We start from the raw sequence: 26,121 nt of genomic DNA, 5'->3' as shown, positions 1-26,121 counted from the left end.
AGTGATTGATAAAATAGATGAGCAATTTTGGAACACTTGTGTATTTAAATTGTGCAATATAAGTCATTCTGATAAAGGTTATACGAATTTAATATTTATATCATTCATCGTGCAAATCTTGAGAGATTGAACGTTGATAAATCTTTAATAATTGTCAATTTTTTACGGTAAAAAGAAACAAAATTTACAACGAAAATTATGGATGGCATGAAATTCGCTTTCGATTTGGGGCTGTTATCTTGTACAGTTTTTCACTATTGTTAATTTGATATTTGGTTTCGTGCCAAAGCGGTAATGTACAGGATGGTCGTACCGTTAGCATTCTGTTTCATATGATCTGATTCAGAGCTGAGGCGTTTTTCAAAGTTTGCTACTCATATAAAAATACATAGGTATGAATTTGGAATCTAAGCTTTTACGTATTGCGTTGTGCGCTTATGCAATCGGTTGTGGGGAAATCGTAGTGGCGAAAACTCCTGCGCAACCCAATAAAATCTTGAATTTGGCTTTTGAAGCGCCCGATGATGGTTTTGATATGGTCAAAACCTATAATTACTACAGTGGCAATATCGCAGAAGCGATATTTGAGCCTTTGTTAAAATATGATTATTTGGCTCGACCGGTGGTACTGGTACCCAATACAGCACAGTCCTTACCCAAGATAGAGCAAGAGGGCAAGGTGTATATCTTTAAAATTCAGCCTGGAATTTATTTCACTGAAGATCCCGCATTTAAAGGCAAACGGCGTGAATTGACTGCTCAGGATTATATTTACTCGATACAGCGTATCAGTGATCCGAAGAATCACTCTCCAACCTACTCTTTTATTGATGGTAAGATCCAGGGTTTAGCATCTGTTGTTGCTCAGGCAAAGAAAACAGGAAAGTTTGACTATGATGCACCGATTGCAGGGCTTAAAGCCTTGGATAAATATACGTTGCAATTCACCCTGAATCAGGCTGACTATAATTTTCCCTATATTTTGGCTTATGTCACTTTTAGTGGGACAGCACGAGAAGTCGTCGAGTTTTATGGAGAGCGTATAGCACAACATCCAGTAGGTACTGGACCCTATCAACTCAGTAAATATGTACCGCGTAGTAAAATCGAACTGGTGGCAAACCCTGACTATCGTGGTTTTATCTGGAACTATAAATCTACTGGAACAGTTTGGGATAATCAGTTGGTCAAGGAAATGACAGGCAAAAAAATGCCACAAGTGGGAAAGGTTGTGGTGAGTATTATTGAGGAGGAACAATCCAGATGGCTAGCGTTTAAGTCAGGGCAATTGGATTTTGATAAATTAACTTCTAATGCTGTTCCACAAGCACTCAATGGCACACAATTAAAACCCGAATTAAAAAAACAAGGTATTCAATACTTTCCCAATAAAGACCCCGAAATTACCTACACCATGTTCAACATGAAAGATCCAATTGTAGGAGGCTACAGCTTAGAGAAAATTGCCTTGCGTCGAGCGATTACCTTGGCTTATAACCAAAATGAAGCGATTAAGCAACTTTATAAGGGGCAAGCTGTGCGAGCTGAAATGCTCGTGCCAGATGGGGTACAGGGTCATAATGCCCAATATCGTAGTAGCGTGGCTTATAATCCTCTGTTGGCGAACAGATTACTGGATCGATTTGGTTATAAAAAAGCAAAAGATGGATACCGAACTTTACCCAATGGGCAGCCGTTGATATTGAAATACAATACAGAAAATAGCTCAAGTTCAGTCATTCATTCTGAATTATGGAAGAAAAATTTGGATGCGATAGGCGTGCGTGTTGAATTCAAAGTCAGTAACTTTGCTGATAATTTAAAAGAAGCGATGCAATGTAAACATATGATTTGGGGAGGAGCATGGATTGCTGACTTTCCAGAAGGTGAAAATTTTGCTCAGTTGCTTTACGGTCCTAACTCAGGCAAAGGTAATTTAAGTTGTTATCAATCGAAAGCTTACGATTCGCTTTATCGGCAAGCCTTAACCTTACCGCCACAACAACGACAGCCTTTTTATGAAAAAATCAGTCGTCAGATTGAAGCAGATAACCCTTGGATTATACATACCACTCGAATTCGCAATTGGTTATTGCAACCACAAGTTCAAGGCTATAAAGCACATCCAATGATGAACACCGTTTGGCAATATCTTGATGTACAGCCAGTCAAAAAATAACAGATAAAGTTGAAGGAAATGATGAAGGATAATTTAAGTCGGAAACTTAAACAGATTGGATCAAGTGTAGTGTTGGGCAGTATGATGCTTACAGGCACGGTGAGCATTTTTGCCAAAAATCCCGCAGATCCAAATAAGATTTTACGTTATGTTTTTCCTGTTGCTGAAACGGGGTTTGATCCAGCCGGGACACAAGATCTTTATTCTGCACATGTGCATAATTCAATTTTTGAAGGCTTATATACCTATGATTATCTGGCATCGCCTGCCAAATTGGTGCCGCGTACTGCTGTCGCATTGCCAGATGTGAGTACGGATGGGTTGACCTATACTTTTAAAATTAAAAAAGGCATCTACTTTGCAAAAGATCCAGTGTTTAAAGGTAAGGCGCGAGAATTAACCGCACAAGATTATGTCTATTCCTACAAGCGTTTATTAGATCCAAGTTTACATTCACCCAATAGTTGGTTGCTGGATGACAAGATCGTGGGGATAGATAAAGTTCTTGATCAAGCCAAAAAAACGGGAAAGTTTGATTATGATCAAACCGTTGCAGGGCTTCAGGCAACAGATCGCTATACATTGGTGATTAAATTAAAACAGCCTGATCAAAACTTTCCCATGCTTTTGGCACATCAGCCCGCAGGTGCAGTGGCTCGGGAAGTAATTGAACATTATCGTGATAAATCGGGTTTTGCCATGGCTCATCCGGTAGGCACAGGTCCTTATATTTTGACCAAGTGGATTCCTGGCTCACGTATTATTTTAAAAGCAAATCCTGATTATCGCGGCTATGTTTGGGATTTCAAGGCTTCTACGCCCGAAGACCAGAAAATTGTCGATGCGATGAAAGGCAAAAAGATGCCGCAAATCGGTGTGGTTGATATTCAAGTGATGGAAGAAGCGCAATCACGCTGGTTGTCGTTTAGCAAAGATGAAACGGACTTGTTTGTTCTGGATGGTGATTTAACTGTTCAAGCGATTCAGGATGGTCAGCTCAAGCCTGAACTGGCGAAAAAAGGCATTCAACTTTCCCGAATTGTCGATCCTTCGATTGATTATTATTACTGGAATATGCAAAACCCTATCGTCGGTGGTTTAAGTAAGGAGAAAATAGCCTTACGTCGTGCCATGGCAATGGCTTATTCACCAGACAATCAGATTAAAATTTTAATGAAAGGTGATGCACAAAGATTACAATTCCCCGTCCCTTATGGCGTAGTGGGACATGATCCCAATTATAAAACCAGTATTCCTTATTCAGTCAAAGCAGCCAATTTACTTCTCGATCGTTATCACTATAAGGTGGGAGCAGACGGTTGGCGAACCCTGCCTGATGGTAAGCCGTTGGTGATTGAATTAGCCGTTTATGGGGGCAGTGCACGCAGTCAACAGAGTGCCGAATTTTGGAAAAAAACCCTAGACAATATCAAAGTCAAAATGACCACCAAATCCTTGCCTTTTGCAGAAGGTCTAAAAGCTGAAAAGCAATGTAAAACTATGTTTAAAGGTTCTGCCTGGGTTGCCGACTATCCTGATGCTGACAACTTTATGCAACTGTTCTACAGCAAGAATATTCATGCAACCAACAATGCCTGCATGAAAATACCAGAATATGATCGCCTGTATGAACAAACTCAAAAGTTAAAGCCAGGTCCTGAGCGTGATGCACTCTATCGCAAAATGGCAAGAATATTGGAAGTCTATATGCCTGTACAAATGGCATCGACGCGTTACCGAAATGCTTTGGCGCAACCGCGTGTGATTGGATTTAAAAAGCATCCCATTCTTCCATCAGAATGGATGTATTTTGATATGAAAAAGTAATGTTTAGCGGTGGCTGAAAAATAAACAGATTGAATTTTGAAAATAAATTGAAGATTGGAGAAAAGATGAAAATGAAGATATTTAAGCTGAGTGCCTTATGTATGTTATCGGTCAGTTGGGGACAGTGGACATATGCACAACCCGAACGCAGTACTTTACCAAAGTTTCAAGCAAAAGATATTCCAGCACAGTGTGATGCGAAAATTGCCAATGTAAAAAGCAAACTTGCTGAATTTGCCACGCTCAAACTCAAAAATAATGCACCAGCCGGAAATGTGTTGGCAAAATGGGATCAGATTTTTGCTGAGTTTGAAGATTTTTATGGACCGATCAATCTGATGAGCAATGTTGATCCGGATGCAGCATTACGCAAAGCTGCTGAGGATTGTGAGGTTAAAATTAGCCAATTCCAGACGGAAGTCTATCAAGATGCCAAACTATATCAGCAGATAAAAAAAACCAAAGCCACGAACGAGATTGACAGTAAATATCGCCAAGATATTTTGGATGGTTTTGAAGATACAGGCGTTCAGCTCTCGACGGAAAAACAAGCCCGTTTAAAAGTGATTTTGGATGAATTGACCAAGATTCAACAAGAATATGCGCGAAACATTCGTGATAATCCAGAAAAATTAGAATTCACACCTGCCGAGCTGAAAGGTTTACCCGAAAGTTATATCTCCAATTTAAAGAAAAATGAAAAGGGCAACTATTTATTGGGGTTTGATTATCCTGAATATCGTCCTTTTATGGAGTTGGCAGACAGTGATGATGCCCGTAAACGCTACCAAATCGCCTATACACGCCGTGGAACAGAAAAGAATTTAGTCCTGCTTAAACAAGCCATTGATTTGCGTTATGAATTGGCACAACTGTTTGGTAAAGCCAGTTATGCCGATTGGGCATTGAAAAATCGCATGGCGCAAAATCCTGAAACAGTAAATAAGTTTCTCAAAGAGGTACACAATACCGTTGCTCCATTGGAACAAAAAGAAGTACAGGCTCTTCGCGAATTCAAAGCTAAAACCTTGAATATTCCTGTAGAAAAAGCTGAAATTAACCGTTGGAGTGAGGCGTACTGGAGTGAAAAATTACGTCAGCATAAGTATCAAATTGATCAAGAAAAAATGCGTGAGTATTTTCCAACCCAAGCGTCGCAAGACTGGTTATTTGCCATTTCATCTCACCTATATGGAATCGAGTTTAAGCCTGCCAAAGTCGATGTTTGGCAAGATGAAGTTGAATACTACGATGTAATCGATAAGCAGACAGGTCAACTTTTAGGTGGTCTGTATATGGATAAGTTTCCACGTGAAGGTAAATATGGTCACGCTGCGGTTTGGGGAGTAAGAGGCGGAAGTACATTGACCCAGCGTAAGCCCATTTCTGCTTTGGTCACCAACTTTAACCGTAAAGGCTTAAACAGTGATGAACTGGAAACATTTGTACATGAGTTTGGTCACGCTTTACATGGCATTCTCTCAAATACGCGTTATGCCTCGCAGTCAGGGACTTCTGTAGAGCGTGACTTTGTGGAAGCACCTTCCCAAATGTATGAGGAATGGGCACGTCGTAAAGAAACGCTTTCTACCTTGGCGGATTATTGTAAACCTGCATGTCCACGCATTGATGATGAATTGATTGCAAAACTCAAAGCGGTTAAAAACTATGGGCGTGGCATGTTCTATTCACGTCAGACCTTGTATGCGCAATACGATATGGCATTACATACTGCCCATGCATTAAAAACCCAGCCTATGGATGTTTGGAAAAATCTTGAAGCCCAAACGGCTCTGGGCTATGTGCCTACAACAGAATTCCCGGGTCAGTTTGGTCATATTATGGGGGGCTATCAGGTCGGTTATTATGGTTATATGTGGTCTGAAGTCTTGGCCTTGGACATGCTTTCCGCATTTGGCGATAACTTAAATAATCCTGAAGTTGGCGCACGCTATCGTAAAACAATTCTGTCACAAGGCGGGCAAAAGAAAGCTGAACAATTGGTGGTCGATTTCCTGGGCAGAGCACCGGATAACAGGGCATTCTTTCAGGAAATTACGGGACAACGTAACTAAAGGGAATTAGAACTATGTTGGCATACATCATACGTCGTATATGGCAGATGATTCCCACCATGTTGGGAGTTGTGTTGCTGATCTTCTTTTTATTCAATTGGGTTGGGGGCGATCCTGCATATATTCTTGCGGGGAAAATGGCGAATCCAGAACAAATTGAAAACATTCGCCAGCAATTGGGTGTCGACCAACCCTATTACATCCAACTTTGGATTTTTATTAAACAGATTGTCACCTTTGATTATGGTTTTAGTTGGAGTACAGGTGAGTCCGTTTCAAATATTATTTTGACCCGTCTAGGACCGTCACTGACCATCATTATACCGTTGACGATTTTACAAACTGTGATTTCAATCATTTTGGCATTGGCTGTTGCATCGGTCCGTGGTTCTTTAACGGATCGAATGGTGATGCTGTTGTGTACCATTGGGATGTCGATCAGTATTTTGGTCTACATCATCGTATTTCAATATAGTCTGGCTTATCAGCTAGATTGGTTCCCAGTACAAGGCTGGAGTGACAGTTTGACTGAGAATTTATTTGAATATGCCCTATTGCCGATTCTCATTATGTTGGTGGTCAGCATTGCACCAACATTACGGCTTTACCGCAGTTTCGTCTTAGATGAAGTGAATCAGGACTATGTTAGAACCGCTCGTGCAAAAGGCGTAGGAGAAGGGCGTATTTTAGGCGTCCATGTGCTTCGTAATGCTTCAATTCCGATTATCACTGATGTGATGGCAAGCCTGCCTGGTTTATTAATCGGTGCATTCCTGATAGAGCGCTTTTTTGGGATTCCGGGGATCGGGCGTGAAATCATTATAGCGGTTGAGCGCAGTGATTTCCCTGTGATTAAAGCCATTACCGTGTATGTTGCGGCTGCAACCATGATTTTTAATCTCATCGCTGATTTGATTTATAAAGTGGTTGATCCACGTGTACAGTTGAAGTAGGTGGGATGATGCTTGGAATTTTATCTAAAAAAGTAGAAGCACAACAGCCTGCTTCTCCAGGGCTATGGCGTTTGGCGATACGGCGGTTAAGAGCCGATCGTGTTGCCATGGCATCTTTATTGATATTGCTGGGTTATTTCATCATTCTCATTTTATCCATGACCGGTGTTATTGCCTCAAACTGGAATAAAGAAGTTGCTGAAAGTTATGCGCCACCAACCTTTATTGGAGCAGACCAAACACTACAAAATACTGCCCAAAAGACAGCAAATACAGCAGCTTTACCTGAAAATCCTGCTGATCCTCTAAAAGACGTGATCAAAGCGTTGAATGCTCAAATTGCATCTGAACAGGGTGCAGGTGGGGCAGTGGATTATTATGGTGTTCAAGATCCACTTGCCGAGGATATGAAAGCCATTGATCAACAATTGGGTGGACATTTGCTGGATCAGCAAAGTGAATTGAAAAAAACCTTGCCTTTCGGTGCAGACAAGTGGGGACAGGATGTTTTACTAAAGACCATTAAAGGCGCTGAAACTTCAATTGTGGTTGGGCTGGTTTCTGCATTGTTGGCTGTGGTCATTGGTACATTTTTAGGTGCGATTGCAGGCTATTTTGGTGGATGGGTCGATGATCTACTCAATTGGTTCTACAGTATTTTTACCTCTATTCCCTATTTATTACTGGTCTTGGCGATTGCAGCTGTATTACAGCAGAAAGGGATTTTATCTATCGTTTTGATTCTGGGCTTAACCGGTTGGACAGGTGTGTTTCGTTTAATTCGTGCTGAATATATGAAACATACCTCACGTGAGTATGTACTGGCCGCCAAAGCTATTGGGGTTAGCCATCTCAGGCGAATGTTCGTGCATATCTTTCCAAACGTCAGTCATATTGCATTGGTTCAAATGTCAATTTTAGTGGTTGGGTTTATTAAATCCGAAGTAATTTTAAGTTTTCTGGGTTTTGGTGTTCCTGTCGGAGTTGTGTCGTGGGGCAGTATGCTGAATGAAGCACAGAGCGAGCTCATACTCGGTAAATGGTGGCAATTGGTTGCAGCATCAGTCGCGATGGCAGTACTGGTTACAGCATTTTCAATGTTTACTGATGCATTACGCGATGCATTAGACCCTAAAATAAAATAAGGAGTACATAGATGTCAGAACAACATGTGATACCTCCTGTACTGCTGAGTGTTCAAGATCTCAGTGTGAGTTTTAAGGGGGAAAATAAGCAACTCATTGAAACTGTAAAAAGCATTTCTTTTCAGATTCCTGCCAATACCACAGTAGCATTGGTGGGAGAGTCGGGCAGCGGTAAGTCAGTAACATCTCTGGCAACAATGGGACTCTTGCCCAAAGATCAGTCTTATATTGCTGAAAAAAGTAAAATTATGTTTGAAGGTCAAGATTTACTGTGTCTGACAACCAAACAAATGCGTAAGATTTGCGGTAAAGATATTGCCATGATTTTTCAGGAACCGATGTCATCGCTTAATCCTGTGTTTACTGTGGGTGATCAAATCGCTGAAATTCTACGCATTCACTTAAATATGGGGCGAAAACAAGCGCGCCAACGTGCGCTCGAGTTACTCACTGAAGTGGGGATCCCATCCCCAGAAACCAAGATCGATGCTTATCCCAATCAGCTTTCGGGGGGGCAACAGCAGCGGGTTATGATTGCAATGGCGATTGCATGTGAACCTAAATTACTGATCGCGGATGAACCGACCACAGCACTAGATGTTACCATCCAAAAGCAAATCTTAGATTTATTAGAGGCTTTGCGCAAACGCCGTCAAATGTCGATGTTATTTATTACTCATGATTTGGCTTTGGTGAGTGAGATTGCAGATCAAGTGATTGTGATGCGTCATGGCGAAATTCGTGAGCAAGGTTTAGCCAGAGAGGTGCTTGAACACCCCAAGGATCCGTATACCAAAGCTTTATTGTTATGCCGACCAACATTGTCTCAACGTCCATATCGTTTACCTGTCATCAGTGATTTTCTTGAGCGGCAAGAACCACATTCGCTTGAAGATGGTGATTTAGCAGAAACAAAAATGCTGGAAAGAACGCGTGGCTTGGTGGGTGGTGAAGAAATTATTCTAGAAGTTAAGGACTTAAAAAAGTCATTTTTTAGCCGTAAAGGATTCTTTGGAAAAGAGGAATATCAAGCGGTGAAAGGTGCATCTTTTCAATTGGCGAAAGGAAAGACTTTAGGTCTAGTCGGTGAGTCAGGATCAGGCAAAACTACAATTGGTTTATTGCTCATGCGTCTACAGCAGGCAACAGGCGGGCAGGCGTTATTTCAAGGAAAAGATATTTTGGCAATGTCTGAAAAAGAATTTACCCAATATCAACGTAAAATTCAGATTATTTTCCAAAACCCTTATGCTTCATTGAATCCACGCTTTACCGTTGGACAGATCCTGATGGAACCGATGCAGATTCATGGCATTGGTGCAAACGATGTAGAACGTAAGCAGTTTGCCTTAGCGTTATTAGAGAAAGTCAGTTTGCCTGTTCAAGCTTTCGATCGTTATCCCCATGAGTTTTCTGGAGGGCAGCGTCAACGGATTGCGATTGCCCGCTGTTTAACACTCAAGCCTGAAATTTTGATCTGTGATGAGTCGGTATCCGCATTGGATGTTTCAGTACAAGCGCAGGTGTTAAATCTACTTCAAGACTTACAGGATGAGTTTGGATTGAGCTATATTTTCATTTCACATGATCTGTCTATAGTGAAATATATATCTGATCAAATCATGGTGATGAATCATGGTGATATTGTCGAAATCGCCAATTCTGATGAATTGTATCAGTCACCAAAACATGAATATACCAAACGTCTGTTGAGTGCGATTCCTCAAGCTGCGGTTGAACATCTGTCCTGATTCACGTTTAATTAAAAAGCCACTCGATTGAGTGGCTTTTTATATTGAAGTATTCGAGTGTTTTAGAACTTCTTAAAACCTTTCGTCACGACAAAAGGTTTTTTCTTTTCAGGTTGTTCACTGCGTTCTTGACGGTCTGCATAGTCTCGACGATCATTGCTGTAACGCTCATCTGAGCGATTACGGTTTTGTTGCGAACCATAGCGGTTTTCAGAACGGTTGCTGTTAAAGCTGTTCCCACGATTATCAGCACGATCGTGATTGTAGCTGTTGCCGCTCGAACGCACTTTATTGAAACGGTTTTCAGAACGTTCATTACGCTGATCAGCACGGTTTTCACTGCGGTTTTGACCATATTGGTTTGAACCTGTTTTAAAGTCGCGCTGTTCATTATGGCTATATTGTTGTTCACCTTCACTGTCACGACGTTGCTGACGAAGGAAACCGCCACGACGTGCAGCCATAGGTTTGTCTTGCATACGTTCTGTACGGCGTTTTGCCATACCAAATAGACCCGTACCTTGACGTGGTTTTAATTCAACCGCTTTGGTTAAATTATCAATATCAGTTTTATCCAGTTCCATCCAACGACCTGTACGAAGTTCACGAGGCAAAATCACAGTACCGTAACGTGTACGGAGTAAGCGACTTACTTTTAAACCTTGTGATTCAAAAATACGGCGAACCTCACGGTTACGACCTTCTTTCACAACGACTTGGTACCAGCGATTGATCCCTTCACCACCAATTTCAGAGAAAGATTCAAATTTAGCTGGACCATCATCTAAAACAACGCCATTGATCATGTTGTTTTTAAGTTGAGGCGTGACTTCTCCCATGACACGAACGGCATATTCACGTTCGATTTCATTTGAGGGATGCATTAAACGATTGGCAAGCTCACCATCGTTTGTGAAAAGCAATAAACCGGTAGAGTTAATGTCTAAACGACCCACCATGACCCAGCGATCGTTGGCAATTGGCGGTAAATGATCAAACACGGTCGGGCGAGATTCTGGATCATTACGCGAGCAGATTTCACCTTCTGGCTTATAGTAAATCAATACGCGACGACGGATTTCATCTTCAATTTGGAACTGAACCTTACGACCATCGATGCGAAGCTCATCACCTGGTTCGATACGTTCACCCACTTGAGCAACCTGCCCGTTGACACTTACACGACCTGCGGCAATGACCTCTTCCATATAACGGCGAGAGCCCAGACCAACTCGTGCGAGCACCTTTTGCAATTTTTCACTCATGACAGCATAACCTTAGAAATAATCATCAACAGTGCACCTATTTAAGACTTTGGCGCTTGCGCATCCAAAGCCATAAAAGCTTCCTTGGCGTCCTGTAGGGGAGGCAATTGATCCAAAGACACTAGACCAAAGGCATTTAAAAATTGTGGCGTCGTTATCAACAACGCGGGTCTTCCCGGGAGCTCACGGTAACCGGATTCTTTAATCCAGTTCCAATCAAATAAAGTCCTGAGTATTTGACTATTATTTGTCACTCCTCGTATTTGCTCAATATCAGCGCGGGTTACAGGCTGATGATAAGCGATCACTGCAACAGTTTCCAACAGTGATGGGGATAATCGGGTTGGTCGATCAGGCCAAACCTGTGCAATCATATTGCGGTACTTTGCACGGACCTGAAAACGATAGCCTTGAGCGGTTTCAATCAACTCAATGGAGCGACCATGTTGTAAAACGGACAACTGCTGTAAATACTGTTGCAATTGTTGTTTGGAATATTGATTTTGAAATGCTTCTTTTAAACGTGCTAGAGAAACAGGGGCGTCACTTGCAAAGATAATCGCTTCAAGTTGCATGAGAACTTCATGATGTAATTCATCAACATTAAATACATTATTTTGATCTATGGTCATGCGTTTGCACCTTGAATGGAAAGAGGAGCTTCGACACCAGATGAAATAATTTGTACTTTTTGCTGACGCGTCAGTTCTAAGATTGCCATAAATGTCACCACCATGCCCATACGACCTTGGTTTGGTTTAAGCAATTCTTGGAAACTGAGCACCCCACCTGATTGAGTCATATATTCAATATAGGCAATACGTTCTTCAAGCAGTACAGGCTCTTGCTCAATTTTGTGGGTAATCGGTTCGGGACGGTTAAAAATGCAGTACAAGGCATCTTTTAGCATGTTGACGTCATAGCCCTCATATACTTTAGGGATTTCACCTATCGCAACATGACTTGCAAAAGTGTCTCGATCTAAAACAGGCATTTGCCCTAACCGTTCGGCGGCTTGTTTAATACGTAAATAGGTTTCTAAACGATCAATAAGTTCTTGTTTTGGATCTTTTTCAATCTGGATTGTTTTTGGTTTTGGTAACAGCAACCGTGATTTTAAATCCGCTAACAGTGCCGCCATGACCATGTAGTCTGCAGTGAGTTCAATATTCAGCGATATCATATTGTCCATATAGGACAGATATTGTGTTGCAATTGGAGCGATATCCAGTTGTAAAAGATCAAAACCGTTTTTTTGAATCAGGTAAATTAAAAAGTCGAGTGGTCCTTCGAAATGTTCAAGCAGAATTTCGAATGCAGCGGGAGGAATGTATAAATCCTCTGGAATTTCTTCTTGCCATTCATCCAATACACGGATGTTGGAAATGGATTCCATAGGATGATGAGTTGCTTGAGTCATTACAATTATTAGCCACGCGAATTTTCAAAGGCATGTTTATTCGTGCTACCACGCATAAAACAGTTGCTTTGGCGCAAGGTGGTGACGAATTACGAAAAGATAGTCGGTGTATTTTAAAGTAAAAGTTCGCAGGAATACATTGTTAAATCATAAAAACGATAAAAAACCTGAAAATAAATAGGGAATATCACGTCACAAAATATGTCAGACTGTCGATAAAATCATCTAAAAGTCTAAAAAATATAGTGAGATCATTGATTTATAAAGAGCGGCGCAGCACGAAAGCTGCAATGAATGATAGGTGCATATGATTTTGTTATTTAACGATTTATTTTATATTTATGATCTATAGGTACTCTCCTGTTTCATCCTGGGATTGGGTGCAAAGCATATATTGTCAATCTGTAGAAAAACTTATGCATTAAAAAATATTTTTTTCTAGCTCAATACGATAAAACTATTGTGGAATGGCATGAAACTTTTATTGCCATGCTTTAACTTAAAGTTCAAAGTGATTTAAGCAGGCGATGCTGAACTTTGCTCCCCAATTTCTGTTGAACTGCATTTTTGCACTGCAAACACAGCAGTGCTTCGGTTTTTGCTCATATGGTGCTGTCCGGCATGGTGACATTCATGTCACTGCATCATCGCAAACCAGCAATGACTGAAAAGTACAATCTAAATGAATCATGACATCTTCTGACAATCAATCTGTATAAAAAATATAAAGTTTATTGAATATGAATGTTTGAAATGAAATCACCTGTAAGAATCCTCCGGCTGTTTCACTACAGATTCATAAAAAAAGCATGAGGATGAGTCATGCTGAAAAGGGAAGTGAATTAAAAAATATTTAGATTTTAAATGCTCTCATAGAGCATTGATACTTAACGCTGATCATTGATTGGGAAAACTAAAAAGTTTTTGTGAGTGCAAAGGTCACTGTTGAGTCAATCGGATTGGAAACTTTAGCATTTGGGTTGCCATTACTATAGCTCTGGTAAAAACCATCTTTATCCCATGCTTTGCTATAGCTTAAACTGCTTGCAATCTGATAAGGCAATTGTTTACTGATGGTCAGACTGGCATCCTGAAAGTTAGCATCAGAAAAGTTTCGAATACGTTGATGACCGTAGTGTGCATTTACAGACCAACCTTGGGTGAGGGGCTGATACCAATTCAAATCCAGATATCCAGAACCACGAGAGTGTTGATTGTTTCCAGTCGCCAAGGTGTCAGAGTTATTGCCAAAATAATCTTGTGTATAGGTGATGGCATATTTCAGGCTGAATGGACCGTAACTAATTTCAGGAATGATTTCTCCATAGTTAAATCGGGTATGTGCTGTTTCTGCTGTGGTTTTTGCACCAGGATAATAGTAATACGCGACTTTTGTACCGAGCGTCAGCTCTCCGAAACTGCGTCGATATCCAGTGTAAACATCCCATTCTACAGTTGCATCCCGGATAAAATCATCACTGACTGTGGATGCCCATGTTCCGGCAAAAAAGCCATTGCTATGGTTGTAGTCTAAGCCACCTTGTAAAGCGGGTTTCCCCCAAGTCTGTTGGAAACCACGTGAAACATATTGGCTCGCTATGGTCAGATTTGCACTATACGGAGATGTCGTGACTGTACTTGATTCGTCTGCATAGATGCCTTGAACGTACATGCTGCAAGAAATGAGAAATAATAATTGCTTTTTCATCTTATCCGTCCTTGATTAATGCGTCAGCTCAGTGGTCACTCAGCTGGCGCAATATAGATTTCTATGAATGAATTTGGCGCAAAGGAGCCTGGCGTACAGGCGCTGTTCCTGCCTTGTAATAACCCGCTTCAGATCGTGGTAACTTTTGACCACGGATTTGGTCTGCAATTTTTTCTGCGATCATAATGGTGGTTGCATTTAAGTTTCCAGTAATGATCAATGGCATGATTGAAGCGTCTACTACACGTAAGCCCTCTAAACCATGAACCCGTCCTTGACCATCCACCACAGCCATTTCATCTTCGCCCATTTTGCAACTGCAAGAAGGGTGGTAAGCCGTTTCAGCATGGTTTCGCACGAAATCATCGAGCTCAGCATCGGTTTGCACTTTTTTGCCAGGGCTGATTTCATCGCCACGATAGGCATCCAATGCAGGCTGTTGCATGATTTCACGGGTAATGCGGATCGCATCTCTGAACTCACGCCAGTCTTGTTCAGTGGACATGTAGTTGAACAAAATACTTGGATGTTCAAATGGATTTTTCGATTTGAGTTTGATTCGACCACGAGAAGGTGAACGCATTGAACCCACATGGGCTTGGAAACCATGTTCTTTAACAGCATTACTGCCGTTGTAGTTAATCGCCACTGGCAAGAAGTGATATTGAATATTAGGCCAGTCAAACTCGTCTGAGCTACGGATAAAGCCACCTGCTTCGAACTGGTTGCTCGCACCAATGCCTGTGCCATTAAAGAGCCATTCAGCACCAATTGCAGGTTGATTGTACCATTTCAACGCTGGATAGAGAGAAACGGGCTGCTTGCATTTGTACTGTAGATACATTTCCAAATGGTCTTGCAGATTTTCACCCACGCCTGGCAAATCATGAACCACTGCAATGTCCATTGATTTCAGGAAAGTACTTTGACCGACCCCCGAACGCTGCAAGATTTGTGGTGATGCAATTGCACCTGCACACAATAATACCTCACGTTTCGCTTGGGCTTGTTTTAGGTTGGTTTGATCCGCACCCAGAATATATTCGACACCGACGGCTTGTTTCTGATTAAAAAGAATTTTATTGGTGGTTGCATGGGTGACAATGGTTAAGTTTGATCGACCTTTTGCCATGTCCAAATAACCACGGGCTGTACTTGAGCGACGACCTTTCGGTGTCACGGTACGGTCCATAGGACCAAAGCCTTCTTGTTGATAACCGTTTAAATCATCTGTACGGGGGTAACCTGCTTGAACGCCTGCTTCAACCATGGCATGGAACAGTACATTGTTGCCATTTTTAGGTGTAGCCACAGAAACTGGACCATTGGCACCATGGTAGTCATTACCGCCGATATCGCGTGTTTCAGCTTTTCTGTAATAAGGCAAACAATCTGCATAGGTCCAATCTTCAAGACCCTTGTGTGTTGCCCATTGGTCTAAGTCCATCGCATTGCCACGGATGTAGCACATGCCATTGATCAATGAAGAGCCACCTAAGCCCTTACCTCGACCACACTCCATACGGCGATTGTTCATATGGGGTTCTGGATCGGTTAAATATGCCCAATTGTAACGACGACCTTGTAGTGGATATGCCAAGGCAGCAGGCATTTGGGTACGGAAATCTAAACGATAGTCAGGACCACCCGCTTCCAATAATAAAACAGTGACATCTTTGTCTTCAGTTAAGCGAGTAGCCAATACATTTCCGGCAGATCCTGCGCCAATGATAATGTAGTCATAGGATTGAGTATTCATAATTATCCTTTTTGTATTTCTTAAAGGTGCCAATGCAATCAAGTGATGACATGGCACATGGGATGGATTGAAAGTTATCAGATGAGTGCATTAGAAAATGCTTTGATACTCGCCTAATTCAACTTGAATAGATTTGATGCGGGTGTAATGTCCGAGTGTGGTCAAACCATTTTCGCGACCTACACCTGATTGCTTGTAGCCACCGACAGGCATTTCCGCAGGAGATTCGCCCCAAGTATTGATCCAGCAGATTCCGGCTTCAATTTGGTGAATAATGCGGTGTGCTCGGCTGATATCTTGAGTAACCACACCCGCTGCAAGACCAAATGTGGTGTCATTGGCACGGCGAATGACTTCTTCCTCTGTTTCATAACTGAGGATACTCATCACAGGACCAAAAATCTCTTCTTTAACGATGCGCATATCATCCTGACAGTTGCTAAAAACAGTCGGTAATACATAAGCCCCTTTGGCTAAATCGCCTTCGGTTGCACGTCCACCACCGATAAGCAGTTTTGCACCTTGTTGTTTGCCTGACTCAATGAAAGACAATACCTTTTCCATATGTGGGAAGCTGGTGAGCGGACCAAAGTTGGTGTGTTCTGCCATTGGATCGCCAATCCGAATACGTTTTACACGTTCAACAACTGCTTGTTCAAAGTCAGCGAGTAAAGATTTAGGTACAAATACGCGTGTACCGTTGGTACATACCTGTCCTGAACTAAAGAAGTTTGCCATGACTGCAATGTCAGCGGCACGTTCTAGATGAGCATCATTGCAGATGATCAATGGTGATTTACCACCCAGTTCCATTGTCACTTCTTTAAGGGTTGAACTTGCAGCACTTGCCATGACTTTCTTGCCTGTCTCTACACCACCAGTAAATGAAATCTTTTCAATTACAGGATGTTCTGTCAGCCATTGTCCAATTTCACGACCTGCACCTTGTACAACGTTAAATACGCCATCTGGAAGACCTGCTTCGGTATAGATCTCTGCAAGTTTAAAGGCTGTAAGCGGAGTAGTTTCACTTGGCTTGAAAATCATGGCATTTCCTGCAGCAAGGGCAGGAGCAGATTTCCACAGTGCAATTTGAATTGGGTAGTTCCAAGCACCAATGCCTGCAACCACACCCAGTGGTTCACGACGGGTATAAAAAAAGCTGGAATCACGAAGCGGAACTTGTTCACCCTGTATCGCCGTGGCAAGCCCTGCATAATATTCTAGAACATCAGCTCCAGTGACAATATCCACAGTCGAGGTTTCACTGTAGGCTTTACCTGTATCGAGCGTTTCCAGGTGGGCGAGCTCGTTATTACGCTCACGGAGAATATCTACAGCACGGCGTAAAATACGTGAACGTTCCATCGCCGTCATGGCTGCCCAAACTTTTTGACCCTGTTGTGCACTTTGAACAGCAGTTTCAATATCTTGTTGTGAAGCTTGCTGAAGTGTTGCAATCACCTCACCATTGGCAGGGTTAATACTATTAAATGTTTTACCACTGGTCGCGGCAACATAGCGACCATGGATATACAATTGATGAACTTGTGAATCACTCATTCTGTCTCTCCTGCAAAGGTTTCTGCGCAAATTGCAATTGCGTTTTTACATAATCGTAAGCAATGGATCGTGCCAGTTGGCTGTCAAATTCATCATGACTGCTTAAACTGCCACGCAACCATAATCCGTCAATCAAAGCTGCCAATCCACGAGCAGCAATACTTGCCTGATCTTTGTCCAACAACTTGAGGAAATGAAACTTCAAGTTTGAATACAGGCGTTGGTCATTAATCTGTTGCAAGCGCCCCAGTTCAGGGAGGTGCATACTTGCGGACCAAAAGTCCAACCAGACGCGCATTGCCTGTTTGTTAACCTGGCTGATATCAAAGTTGGAATCAATAATTGCTTTGATTTGGCTTTCCGGATGCGGATCTGCTTCAGCTTTATATTGGTCGGTCTTTCGACGCAAAACGTTGAGCATTTCTTGCATACAGGTATTTATTAATCCTTGTTTATCACCAAAATAGTGACTCACAATACCCGTTGATAATTCAGCTTTTTTTGCGATTTGTGCAATGGTTGTATTGGACAATCCCACTTCATAAATCACATTAAATGCGGCATTGATAATTTCTTCACGTCGCACATGCTCTGGTTTTACTCTACGCTTTGTCATGTTTATCCATTCACCCAACAATAGGGTTTTTATCTAACATTTCTCGATATAGAGCATCATAGCATTTTAATCATACTTTTTATTGATTGAACGTTCAATCAATAAAAAGTATAATCTGCAAAAATCAACAATTTTTTGATGGACAATAGAAGATCTAAATGGCTTATTCAAGCTCCTAAGAGGTTGAGATGCTAAGTCGAGACAATGTCTATCATATTATTTTTTAAGAAAATACACCGTTTGCAAGGAGCAAGAGCATGGTGTCAAAAAGTCATGATGGATCGGAATCTGAGCATGTTCGATTAAATTTATTTGTATTTGGAAGTTCAGCAGTCAGTATCGGTATTTTTGGGTTATTGTTTGTTTTGTTTCCTGAAAAAAGCCAGTTTTGGCTGACCTATGTACAGGAGCAGACCAATCAATTATTTGGTTGGTATTATATGTTGGTCATTGTTGGCTGTATTGGTTTTGTTGCATGGCTGGCTTTTTCACGCGTTGGACAAATTCCATTAGGCAAAGATGATGATAAACCTGAGTTTGGCTATCTGGCTTGGGTGTCCATGTTGTTCTCTGCCGGTATTGGGATCGCCTTACTCTACTACGGTGTTGCAGAACCTGTTGATCACTTTCTTCGTCCTCCGGAAGGAGAGGGCGGAACCATTCAGGCTGCACGTGATGCAATGATGTATAGCTTTTTACATTGGGGTATTCATGGCTGGGTATTATATGCCTTGTTGGGTGTGACTTTGGGCTATTTTGCTTTCCGCCTAGATTTACCCTTGGCCTTACGCTCGGCACTTTATCCAATTTTTGGTGAAAAAATCTATGGTTTGATTGGTGACTGTGTTGATGGCTTTGGTATTTTAGCCACCGTTATTTCTCTAGTCACCAATTTAGGGATTGGTGCATTGGTGCTTGTTTCAGGAATCAGTTATTTACTTCCAGAGATTCCCAATAACAATGTTACGCTGATCAGTGTGGTTTTGGTGATGATGGTTGTTGCGACGATCACTACTGTGGTGGGGATTGAAAAAGGCTTGGCCTGGCTTTCACGGATCAATTTACGCTTACTCTATGCTTTATTACTTTTCGTATTTTTAACTGGACCAACCAATCATTTGTTAAATGGTTTGGTGCAAAATATCGGTGATTATTTAAATCATTTTGTAGTGAAAAGCTTTGACGTGTATTTATACAATCAAAAAGCAAGCGGATGGTTGGGATCGTGGACGGTATTTTACTGGGCATGGTGGATTGCTTGGGCGCCATTTGTTGGAATGTTTATTGCCCGTATTTCAAAAGGTCGTACGATTCGTGAAGTGGTATTGGGTGTATGCCTTATTCCACTTGGTTTTACTCTGGCTTGGCTTTCAATTTTTGGAAATACTGCGATTGATTTAATATTGAATCAGAAACAAAAAGTTCTGGGTGATATGGTATTAACCGATCCTGCTTTGTCCTTATTTAAATTGCTGGAGTATTTACCTTTCAATCCTTATGTGGCTGGTATTGTGGTCGTGATTTGTTTTGTCCTATTTTTAACGCCAGTGGGTTCAGGGACACTGATGATTGCGAATTTATCTACCAAAGGTGGAAGTAGTGAAAGCGACTCACCGATCTGGTTACGAATTTTCTGGTCAGTGGTGATTACTTTGGTCAGTATTGGTCTGTTGTTGGCAGGGAGTTTTCATTCAATGCAAAGCGCAGTTGTACTCTGTGGTTTGCCATTCTCTGTGATTATTTTGCTCTATATGTTTGGTTTGAGAAAAGCATTGTTAAATGATCATTTCAGCCCTCAAGCAGCGATATCCCTGTCTCAAAAGGTATCTCCAAAAGAGCGTCAAAATTCACAACAATCCTAATTCAGTAAAACCTGAATCCAATTTTACTGGATCAAATTCTGCCCATTCTGTGATAGATGATCTGCCTATATTCAGAATGGGAGCGTTGATGACTAAACATAGTGGGGTTGAACCTTGAGTTCGAAAACCTCCAAGATTTGATCAAGTTTAAAACAGTCAGTAGGATTCACTGAATAAAAATAGTCTTTGATTTTTCCTACCGGTCAATTTTAACTGATATCGATATCGCGCTCGGCATGGATGTTGCCATGTCGAGTAAGGGAAGATGAGCAAAACAAAGCACTGCTTCGTATGCAGCACAGGAATGTGCTTAAACAAAAAATGGATTGAGCAAGATGAGGTCCGTAAGTAAATTGATCGAAACCTTTCTCAAAACATTAGGTTGTAAAAGCGTCTTATCTGAATGATGCAAATGAGATCAGCGATGTGAATAACAAGAAACACCCAGAAGCGAAAAGCAAGCTGAGTACGATACGTTTGAATTGTAATTCAGAAATTTTGTAAAACATTTGAGCACCCATCATTGCTGGGATACTGACAGTAACAATAATCAGTGCTAAATAAGGTAAATGTAAACTTTGAATCGCGCCTTGATAGAAATAGACCAATATCGTAAATAACTGAATAGCAAAATTAAAGTGCCTGAGAATATAGCGCTGTTGAGCTTTAGGTAGATTTTTAAGCATGACCCATGCAGAAGGTGCCGCACCACAAAAACCACCCAATCCCCCTAAAACTCCACCTAGAAAGCCGACACAGCCGTCTGCGAGTTTTCCGAATGCCTGAATGCGAGGAAATTCAGGTGCCAAAAGCATGATTGGACACCAAATCACTAAAAAAAGCCCAAGTAAGGTTTTAAAACTGTTGCCATCTATCATGTGCAAGAGGTAGGTGCCCAATGGAACACCGATTAATCCAGCAATCAGATAGGGCAGCACCAAAGAAAAAGAAAAGGTATGTTTTTGTTCTCGTCCGAGTGCAATCAGGTGGCTCCACAAGGAAGCGAAGACCACTAACGGGGCCGCCAGTTGCGGTGGCAATACCCAGACCCAAAAAGACATCGCAATTAAAGCAAAAGCGAAACCTGTTAAACCTTGTATAAAGCCTGCAAGCATTGCACCTAGAATAAAAATAAACCAAGTCATTTTTAGATTGTAGTATCGAGCTGAAAAATAGGCATGGTATTTCGACCAAATAGATGGGATCAAGCACTCGATTCTAAAAGAAATATCTGTGCTATTGCATCATTTATTTAGATCAAGACTGAGATTTAAATCGTCAGTCCTTGGGCATTCAATGTCAGCCAATAGAAAAGAGCCCCTAAATTCAGGAGCTCAATAGTGTTGTTATACCGTACTGATCAATTAATCATTGTTGGGTTTTAATGATTGGGTCAAACCATTGATATCACCACCTTTGATACCTAACTCGTTCATTAAGCTGTCAATTAAAGGTGCTTGTGAGCGATAACGTAGGGCACTGTTGACGACCTGATCTGAAAGAGCAACCTGATTTTGTTCACCGGATTCAACTGTTCCAGTCGAACCTGCAACACCACCTAAGCCATTGACTTGAAGGATCTTGATATCATCAATATTCTCCATAGGTTTAACACTTTCACGAATGATTTCAGGAAGATATTTTAATAAGGCTAGACGAATTTGCATCTCTACCTGTTCAGTTGAAAGAACATTATTAGCTTCGTTCACTGCACGTGTACCTTCAGCATCCACTTGATATTGTTTCTCTTGAGCGGCTGCAAGTAGCATTTTTGCATCAGCTTCACCTTTGGCTTTCAAGCGAACTTTTTCTGCTTCAGCTTGTGCTGCGATACGTACAGCTTCTGCATCATCAACTGCTGCTTGTTTTGATGCTTCTGCTGCAACAGTGATAGCAATCGCATCTGTTTCAGCAACCTGTTTTGCCGCCACCAGTTCAACTGCTTTCAAACGTTCAGCACGTTGGGTTTCTCGAACAGTTGTCACTTCTTCTTCTGCTTTTACCGCTTGTGCACGTGCTTGATCTGCCAAGGCTTTAGCTTCAGATTCCGCGCGTGATTTTTCAGCAATCGCGATGGCACGGTCTTGTTCAGCAAGCTCAATCGTTTTCTTCTGTTCTACTTGTGCTTTTTGGATCAACTGTGCTTTTTGAATATTTTCATTTTCAACATCGCGTGCTGAAGCAATGCGTTTGATTTCAACTTCACGTTCAGCGGCAATACGTGCCTCTTCGGCTTCTCGTTTTTTTGCCGCTTCTTGGGTCGCGATTTCAGCAGACTGTTCAGCTTTGCGAATGGCAATTTCACGTTCTTGTTGCATTTTTGCATATTCTTCTTCGCGAAGGATTTGCAAACGCGCTTGTTCAGCTTCTAAGTTTTTGGCTTTGATGGCAAGGTCGTTGTCCTGTTCGATGTCATTTCGTTTTTTACGACGGTCTTCAATGGTTTCGGTTAATTTCGTTAAACCTTCAGCATCGAAAGCATTTTGTGGATTAAAATATTCAAAACTGGTCTGATCCAAACCTGTCAAAGAAACAGTTTCAAGTTCTAAACCATTTTTAAATAAATCTTCTGAGACCACTTGTTGAACTTTTTGAACAAAGTCTACGCGCTTCTCATGTAACTCTTCCATTGCCATTTCAGCTGCAACTGCACGTAGAGAATCAACAAATTTACCTTCAACCAAGTCTTTTAGTTCTTGCGGTGACATGGTTTTTTTACCCAGCGTTTGCGCTGCCGTAGCAATTGATTCTGCGGTAGGTTTTACACGAACATAGAATTCCGCCATCACATCCACACGCATGCGATCTCGAGTAATCAGTGCTTGATCTGTCGCACGTTTAACCTCAAGTCGTAGTGTATTCATATTGACAGGAATCACTTCATGTAAAACAGGAAGTACAATTGCACCGCCATTCAAAATGACCTTTTCACCACCAAAACCAGTACGAACAAAGGAAACCTCTTTACTCGAACGTTTATATAAACGGGCAATGATCACGCCAATAATGATCAGTGCTGCGAGCACAATGCCCGCTAAAACCAGTATTTGATATAAATTTGAATTCAACATTTTATTATGCCTTCGTTTGTTATTAAAAAATTAATCAAGAATTGCTTTAAAACCTACTTTTGTTCGCTGGGTGAGAATTACGGATTGACCTTGTGAAAAGACTTGGTCTAATTCAGGTTCCACCAAAATATAATGCGTTTGTCCAAATTGATCGATGACTTTGGCTTGAGCAGGGTAGTTCTGTTTGGCTTCGCCTAGAACAATCTGTGCCGTACGACCAATCAACTCATCACTATGAATGGCAGTGGTTTCATCTTGAGGTAAAATTTTGGAGATAAATGCTGCGCATAGCCGGACGATCGGCATACATAAAAAAAGACTGGCTGGTGCAATCACCCAAATAGAAAAATAATGTTCTGTAAAATGATAAAAAATGGTTTGCGCAATAAAGCCAAATAGCGCATAAACAGTTAAAAAAATAATCAACCATATCAAGACAGGAATTCGTCCTAAATAGAGCCAGTCTAAAAGTTGTACAACAAAACCATGTTCTGTATGCAGATCAATGTCTGGATGATGGACTTCAAGAAGCTGATCAGGAACAAAGTGGTCTAAAAAACCTTGGCTACTTGAACCAATAATAAGAAGTAAACATTCGACCAATCCCAACAACAACATCAGGCAGAGACTTACACTAAAAATTAAGTTGGATGAGTGTGTAAATAATTCCCACATAATTGTTTTGCTCAAAATTATTGTTAAAAAAATTTTTGTGGATCGTATTTTAAATTTGAACTAATCCTACAATTATCATCAATTAATTCAATTAATAAATAAAGTCTATCGGTTTTGTCGAAATATTGCAACTAAATATTTTTTGATTGTAATTAAAATCAATATCTTATCATTTTTAATAGTGGAAAAGTTGCTTGAAAATGATTGCTTGCATTTTGTTCAATGATTCCTTATAACTGTTGGAGTTAACAGACGGAACTGTAGACAAAAAAATACGCAATGATTGGGGTGATCATTGCGTAGAACAACGAATCTGCTTTCACAGTTCGGTTAAGGAGAAATGTTATGAATTTTGGGGAAGATTCATAACTTAAGTATGATAGTAGACGGTTCTGTCTGTTAATTCATTGGTATTCACGTAAACAAGTGTTAAATCTCGTAAATGAGATCAAAATGTGACCAGTATCAATGAATAAGACTCAAATTTAATCTATGTTTTTTATAGATATTTTAAAGATATAGTATATAAAGCTGCGATTCAAAGATACTGTTTAAATTTTAACGAATGATAAATATATGTTTTGAAAAAATCAGATTTCGGCTATTTTTTAACATCTTAAAAGTATTTATCATTTCCCGTTGAAGCTGAATTTTTGCCCACTTCTCTAAAGCAAGTATGTGGTGGTCGCATTATTTGTTGATGATTGATTAGTTTAAATTAAAAGCATATGGTGTTGTTGAATTGAATTGATAAAAATCACCAAATTTACAAAAAACTTGTTTTTAACTATGATTTGCGATTGATATTACAAACAAAAAAACCATGTTTCAAATTTGCTTTGGCCTTTATTTCAGATCTGTTAAGGATTTCAATTCACCTTAAAAAGAAAACGGCTATAAGCATCGTCATTATAAAACATTATTGTTGGGTGCATGTCCTACTCTGGTTTTAAACTTGATATGTCATTTTTCTTGCATTTGTAGTGTTTTTTTTCATAATAAGCTTTCTTATATTTATGCGCTTTTTATCATGTCAGCATTAGAAATTTTTGCCGTTATTATTAGTGTGATTGGTGTTGGTTTAACGATAAAGCGTAATATGTGGTGCTGGTTATTTAACTTTTTTGCATTTGTTCTCTATGCTTATCTGTTTTTTACCTTCAAATTATATGGTGAAACGATTTTACAGCTCTTTTTTATGCTGGTGAATTTTTATGGTTTTTATCACTGGTTTAAAGGTAAACAGCAAGATCATGAAATTCGAATTGAACCAATTGCGAAACGTACTGTGTTTATTCAAATGTTGATTGCAGCTTTAGGTGGGCTTGTATTTGGGTTGTCACTGCATCATTTTACTGATGCAGCTTTGCCGATGTTAGACTCGCAACTGGCAGCATTTAGTTTGTTGGCAACCTATTGGACCAGCCGTAAATACATTGCGACTTGGGTACTCTGGGTATTTGTTGATATCGTGTACGTTGCGATGTTCCTTTACAAAGATTTATTTTTGACTGCGGGTTTATATGCTGTATTTGTGGCTATGGCTGCATTTGGATGGTGGCAATGGGAGCAAGTGAAAAAGAAACAGGTGGGTCAGTTGTATAATCATATCTAGTTGATATAAAGGTCGAGTATGTTGATTGACTTTGTTCAGGTACAAAAACAAAAATTCGAAAATCTGGCACAAAATATTGTAGATAGACCGGATAAGTATCTTGATTTTGATTCAGTATCCGATTTTTATAAAGCGAAATGGCTCAATGATTTTCCTCAGGGAACAACATGGACTGTGTCTGGTCTTGATGATGGTGCAGAAGATTTCTGTATTCAAATTGAATATAAAAATCAATTTTTATGGATTGAAGTCCAAAATGTAATTAAGGTTCGTTATACGATTTGCGAATAGCCGATTGATAATGCAGGTTTTTTATTTTGTTTATGCGATTGTCATATTTGTGGGCTATATATGATTATATTGGATAGGCATTTATCATTATATTTCAATAAAAAACAGTCTTTAAAGAGGGGCTTTTTTAAAAGTCAATTTTCATAAGTATGCTGTTTTCGACACATTATACTTTTTTGTTTTTGATCCCCATGCCAGGATCACAAAAGTCCAAGAAACTGCACAATTGAAAAATAAAATTTTAAAAACTTAAATAAATACAGTAATTTTTTCTATCTTATTAAAATAAAATTTTGGCATAAGAATTTGTATATGAATGGTTTTTAAAAATTTATTTACATTTTTC

Annotated in this window: 19 protein-coding genes and 1 pseudogene; 10 read left to right on the top strand and 10 right to left on the bottom strand. The window is 40.4% G+C overall.

The features are described from left to right. Positions 1–388 precede the first annotated feature (388 nt). From IMO47_RS11360 to IMO47_RS11335, 6 genes are all read left to right on the top strand, one after another. Positions 389–2,179, top strand: a complete 1,791-nt coding sequence (locus IMO47_RS11360; RefSeq protein ID WP_196074836.1) for an ABC transporter substrate-binding protein — start codon at positions 389–391, stop codon at positions 2,177–2,179. Positions 2,180–2,200: 21 nt separating this feature from the next. Then, complete coding sequence (locus IMO47_RS11355; protein WP_196074837.1) at positions 2,201–4,006, top strand: ABC transporter substrate-binding protein; 1,806 nt, start codon at positions 2,201–2,203, stop codon at positions 4,004–4,006. Between the two features lie 65 nt (positions 4,007–4,071). After that, positions 4,072–6,081, top strand: a complete 2,010-nt coding sequence (locus tag IMO47_RS11350) for a M3 family metallopeptidase (protein WP_196074822.1) — start codon at positions 4,072–4,074, stop codon at positions 6,079–6,081. Between the two features lie 14 nt (positions 6,082–6,095). Then, positions 6,096–7,034 (top strand): ABC transporter permease, encoded by a 939-nt coding sequence (locus IMO47_RS11345; RefSeq protein ID WP_196074823.1) that lies wholly within the window; start codon positions 6,096–6,098, stop codon positions 7,032–7,034. 8 nt (positions 7,035–7,042) lie between these two features. Then, positions 7,043–8,179 (top strand): ABC transporter permease, encoded by a 1,137-nt coding sequence (locus tag IMO47_RS11340; RefSeq protein WP_196074824.1) that lies wholly within the window; start codon positions 7,043–7,045, stop codon positions 8,177–8,179. 11 nt (positions 8,180–8,190) lie between these two features. Next, positions 8,191–9,930, top strand: a complete 1,740-nt coding sequence (locus tag IMO47_RS11335) for an ABC transporter ATP-binding protein (protein WP_196074825.1) — start codon at positions 8,191–8,193, stop codon at positions 9,928–9,930. A gap of 419 nt (positions 9,931–10,349) precedes the next feature. Here IMO47_RS11335 and rluB read toward each other — a convergent pair. The 3 genes and pseudogenes from rluB to IMO47_RS11320 all read right to left on the bottom strand — a co-directional run. Further along, a pseudogene (rluB, locus tag IMO47_RS11330) lies at positions 10,350–11,195 on the bottom strand (23S rRNA pseudouridine(2605) synthase RluB); the annotation flags it as partial. 41 nt (positions 11,196–11,236) lie between these two features. Continuing rightward, complete coding sequence (scpB, locus tag IMO47_RS11325) at positions 11,237–11,827, bottom strand: SMC-Scp complex subunit ScpB (protein WP_196074827.1); 591 nt, start codon at positions 11,825–11,827, stop codon at positions 11,237–11,239. Further along, positions 11,824–12,615, bottom strand: a complete 792-nt coding sequence (locus IMO47_RS11320; RefSeq protein ID WP_196074828.1) for a segregation/condensation protein A — start codon at positions 12,613–12,615, stop codon at positions 11,824–11,826. Before IMO47_RS11320 ends, scpB begins: the two co-directional genes overlap by 4 nt. Here IMO47_RS11320 and IMO47_RS19865 point away from each other — a divergent pair. Beyond that, positions 12,603–12,737 (top strand): hypothetical protein, encoded by a 135-nt coding sequence (locus IMO47_RS19865; RefSeq protein WP_265092650.1) that lies wholly within the window; start codon positions 12,603–12,605, stop codon positions 12,735–12,737. The two genes, IMO47_RS11320 and IMO47_RS19865, sit on opposite strands and share 13 nt — an antisense overlap. A 791-nt stretch (positions 12,738–13,528) precedes the next feature. On the opposite strand, the gene IMO47_RS11315 is transcribed toward IMO47_RS19865, so the two are convergent. The 4 genes from IMO47_RS11315 to betI form a co-directional block, all read right to left on the bottom strand. Further along, positions 13,529–14,323, bottom strand: coding sequence for a TorF family putative porin (locus IMO47_RS11315; protein WP_196074829.1), 795 nt, complete (start codon positions 14,321–14,323; stop codon positions 13,529–13,531). A 61-nt stretch (positions 14,324–14,384) separates the two neighbouring features. Then, positions 14,385–16,082 (bottom strand): choline dehydrogenase, encoded by a 1,698-nt coding sequence (betA, locus tag IMO47_RS11310; RefSeq protein ID WP_196074830.1) that lies wholly within the window; start codon positions 16,080–16,082, stop codon positions 14,385–14,387. Between the two features lie 90 nt (positions 16,083–16,172). Further along, the gene (gene betB / locus IMO47_RS11305; RefSeq protein ID WP_196074831.1) at positions 16,173–17,645 is read right to left on the bottom strand and encodes a betaine-aldehyde dehydrogenase; all 1,473 of its coding nucleotides are present in this window, start codon (positions 17,643–17,645) and stop codon (positions 16,173–16,175) included. Beyond that, on the bottom strand, positions 17,638–18,261 hold the full coding sequence (betI, locus tag IMO47_RS11300) for a transcriptional regulator BetI (RefSeq protein ID WP_196074832.1): 624 nt from the start codon (positions 18,259–18,261) through the stop codon (positions 17,638–17,640). The genes betB and betI overlap by 8 nt, the downstream gene beginning before the upstream one ends. Before the next feature lie 257 nt (positions 18,262–18,518). Here betI and IMO47_RS11295 point away from each other — a divergent pair, with 257 nt between their 5' ends. Continuing rightward, the gene (locus IMO47_RS11295; RefSeq protein WP_196074833.1) at positions 18,519–20,123 is read left to right on the top strand and encodes a BCCT family transporter; all 1,605 of its coding nucleotides are present in this window, start codon (positions 18,519–18,521) and stop codon (positions 20,121–20,123) included. Positions 20,124–20,518: 395 nt separating this feature from the next. On the opposite strand, the gene IMO47_RS11290 is transcribed toward IMO47_RS11295, so the two are convergent. The 3 genes from IMO47_RS11290 to IMO47_RS11280 form a co-directional block, all read right to left on the bottom strand. Beyond that, positions 20,519–21,268: a sulfite exporter TauE/SafE family protein gene (locus IMO47_RS11290; protein ID WP_196074838.1), complete on the bottom strand. Its 750-nt coding sequence runs from the start codon at positions 21,266–21,268 to the stop codon at positions 20,519–20,521. Between the two features lie 219 nt (positions 21,269–21,487). Then, entirely contained in the window at positions 21,488–23,194 is a 1,707-nt protein-coding gene (locus IMO47_RS11285; RefSeq protein WP_196074834.1) for a flotillin family protein, read from the bottom strand. Positions 23,195–23,224: 30 nt separating this feature from the next. Continuing rightward, positions 23,225–23,869 (bottom strand): YqiJ family protein, encoded by a 645-nt coding sequence (locus IMO47_RS11280; RefSeq protein WP_196074835.1) that lies wholly within the window; start codon positions 23,867–23,869, stop codon positions 23,225–23,227. 1,030 nt (positions 23,870–24,899) lie between these two features. Between IMO47_RS11280 and pnuC the strand changes: the two genes are divergently transcribed. Then, positions 24,900–25,484, top strand: a complete 585-nt coding sequence (pnuC, locus tag IMO47_RS11275) for a nicotinamide riboside transporter PnuC (RefSeq protein WP_196074743.1) — start codon at positions 24,900–24,902, stop codon at positions 25,482–25,484. 18 nt (positions 25,485–25,502) lie between these two features. Then, entirely contained in the window at positions 25,503–25,775 is a 273-nt protein-coding gene (locus IMO47_RS11270) for a hypothetical protein (protein ID WP_196074742.1), read from the top strand. Positions 25,776–26,121 lie beyond the last annotated feature (346 nt).

The sequence above is a fragment of the Acinetobacter sp. Res13-Abat-PEC15-P4-01 genome (assembly GCF_015676285.1).
Lineage (GTDB): Bacteria > Pseudomonadota > Gammaproteobacteria > Pseudomonadales > Moraxellaceae > Acinetobacter > Acinetobacter nematophilus.
The sequence above is the reverse complement of the archived record's forward strand: the minus strand, read 5'-3'. Positions and strand labels throughout refer to the sequence as shown.

Coding starts and splice junctions, on each gene's coding strand:
- IMO47_RS11355 (WP_196074837.1), top strand. CDS start 2,201: ATGAAGGATAATTTAAGTCGGAAACTTAAACAGATTGGATCAAGTGTA.
- IMO47_RS11350 (WP_196074822.1), top strand. CDS start 4,072: ATGAAAATGAAGATATTTAAGCTGAGTGCCTTATGTATGTTATCGGTC.
- IMO47_RS11345 (WP_196074823.1), top strand. CDS start 6,096: ATGTTGGCATACATCATACGTCGTATATGGCAGATGATTCCCACCATG.
- IMO47_RS11340 (WP_196074824.1), top strand. CDS start 7,043: ATGCTTGGAATTTTATCTAAAAAAGTAGAAGCACAACAGCCTGCTTCT.
- IMO47_RS11335 (WP_196074825.1), top strand. CDS start 8,191: ATGTCAGAACAACATGTGATACCTCCTGTACTGCTGAGTGTTCAAGAT.
- scpB (WP_196074827.1), bottom strand. CDS start 11,827: ATGACCATAGATCAAAATAATGTATTTAATGTTGATGAATTACATCAT.
- IMO47_RS11320 (WP_196074828.1), bottom strand. CDS start 12,615: ATGACTCAAGCAACTCATCATCCTATGGAATCCATTTCCAACATCCGT.
- IMO47_RS11315 (WP_196074829.1), bottom strand. CDS start 14,323: ATGAAAAAGCAATTATTATTTCTCATTTCTTGCAGCATGTACGTTCAA.
- betA (WP_196074830.1), bottom strand. CDS start 16,082: ATGAATACTCAATCCTATGACTACATTATCATTGGCGCAGGATCTGCC.
- betB (WP_196074831.1), bottom strand. CDS start 17,645: ATGAGTGATTCACAAGTTCATCAATTGTATATCCATGGTCGCTATGTT.
- betI (WP_196074832.1), bottom strand. CDS start 18,261: ATGACAAAGCGTAGAGTAAAACCAGAGCATGTGCGACGTGAAGAAATT.
- IMO47_RS11295 (WP_196074833.1), top strand. CDS start 18,519: ATGGTGTCAAAAAGTCATGATGGATCGGAATCTGAGCATGTTCGATTA.
- IMO47_RS11290 (WP_196074838.1), bottom strand. CDS start 21,268: ATGACTTGGTTTATTTTTATTCTAGGTGCAATGCTTGCAGGCTTTATA.
- IMO47_RS11285 (WP_196074834.1), bottom strand. CDS start 23,194: ATGTTGAATTCAAATTTATATCAAATACTGGTTTTAGCGGGCATTGTG.
- IMO47_RS11280 (WP_196074835.1), bottom strand. CDS start 23,869: ATGTGGGAATTATTTACACACTCATCCAACTTAATTTTTAGTGTAAGT.
- pnuC (WP_196074743.1), top strand. CDS start 24,900: ATGTCAGCATTAGAAATTTTTGCCGTTATTATTAGTGTGATTGGTGTT.
- IMO47_RS11270 (WP_196074742.1), top strand. CDS start 25,503: ATGTTGATTGACTTTGTTCAGGTACAAAAACAAAAATTCGAAAATCTG.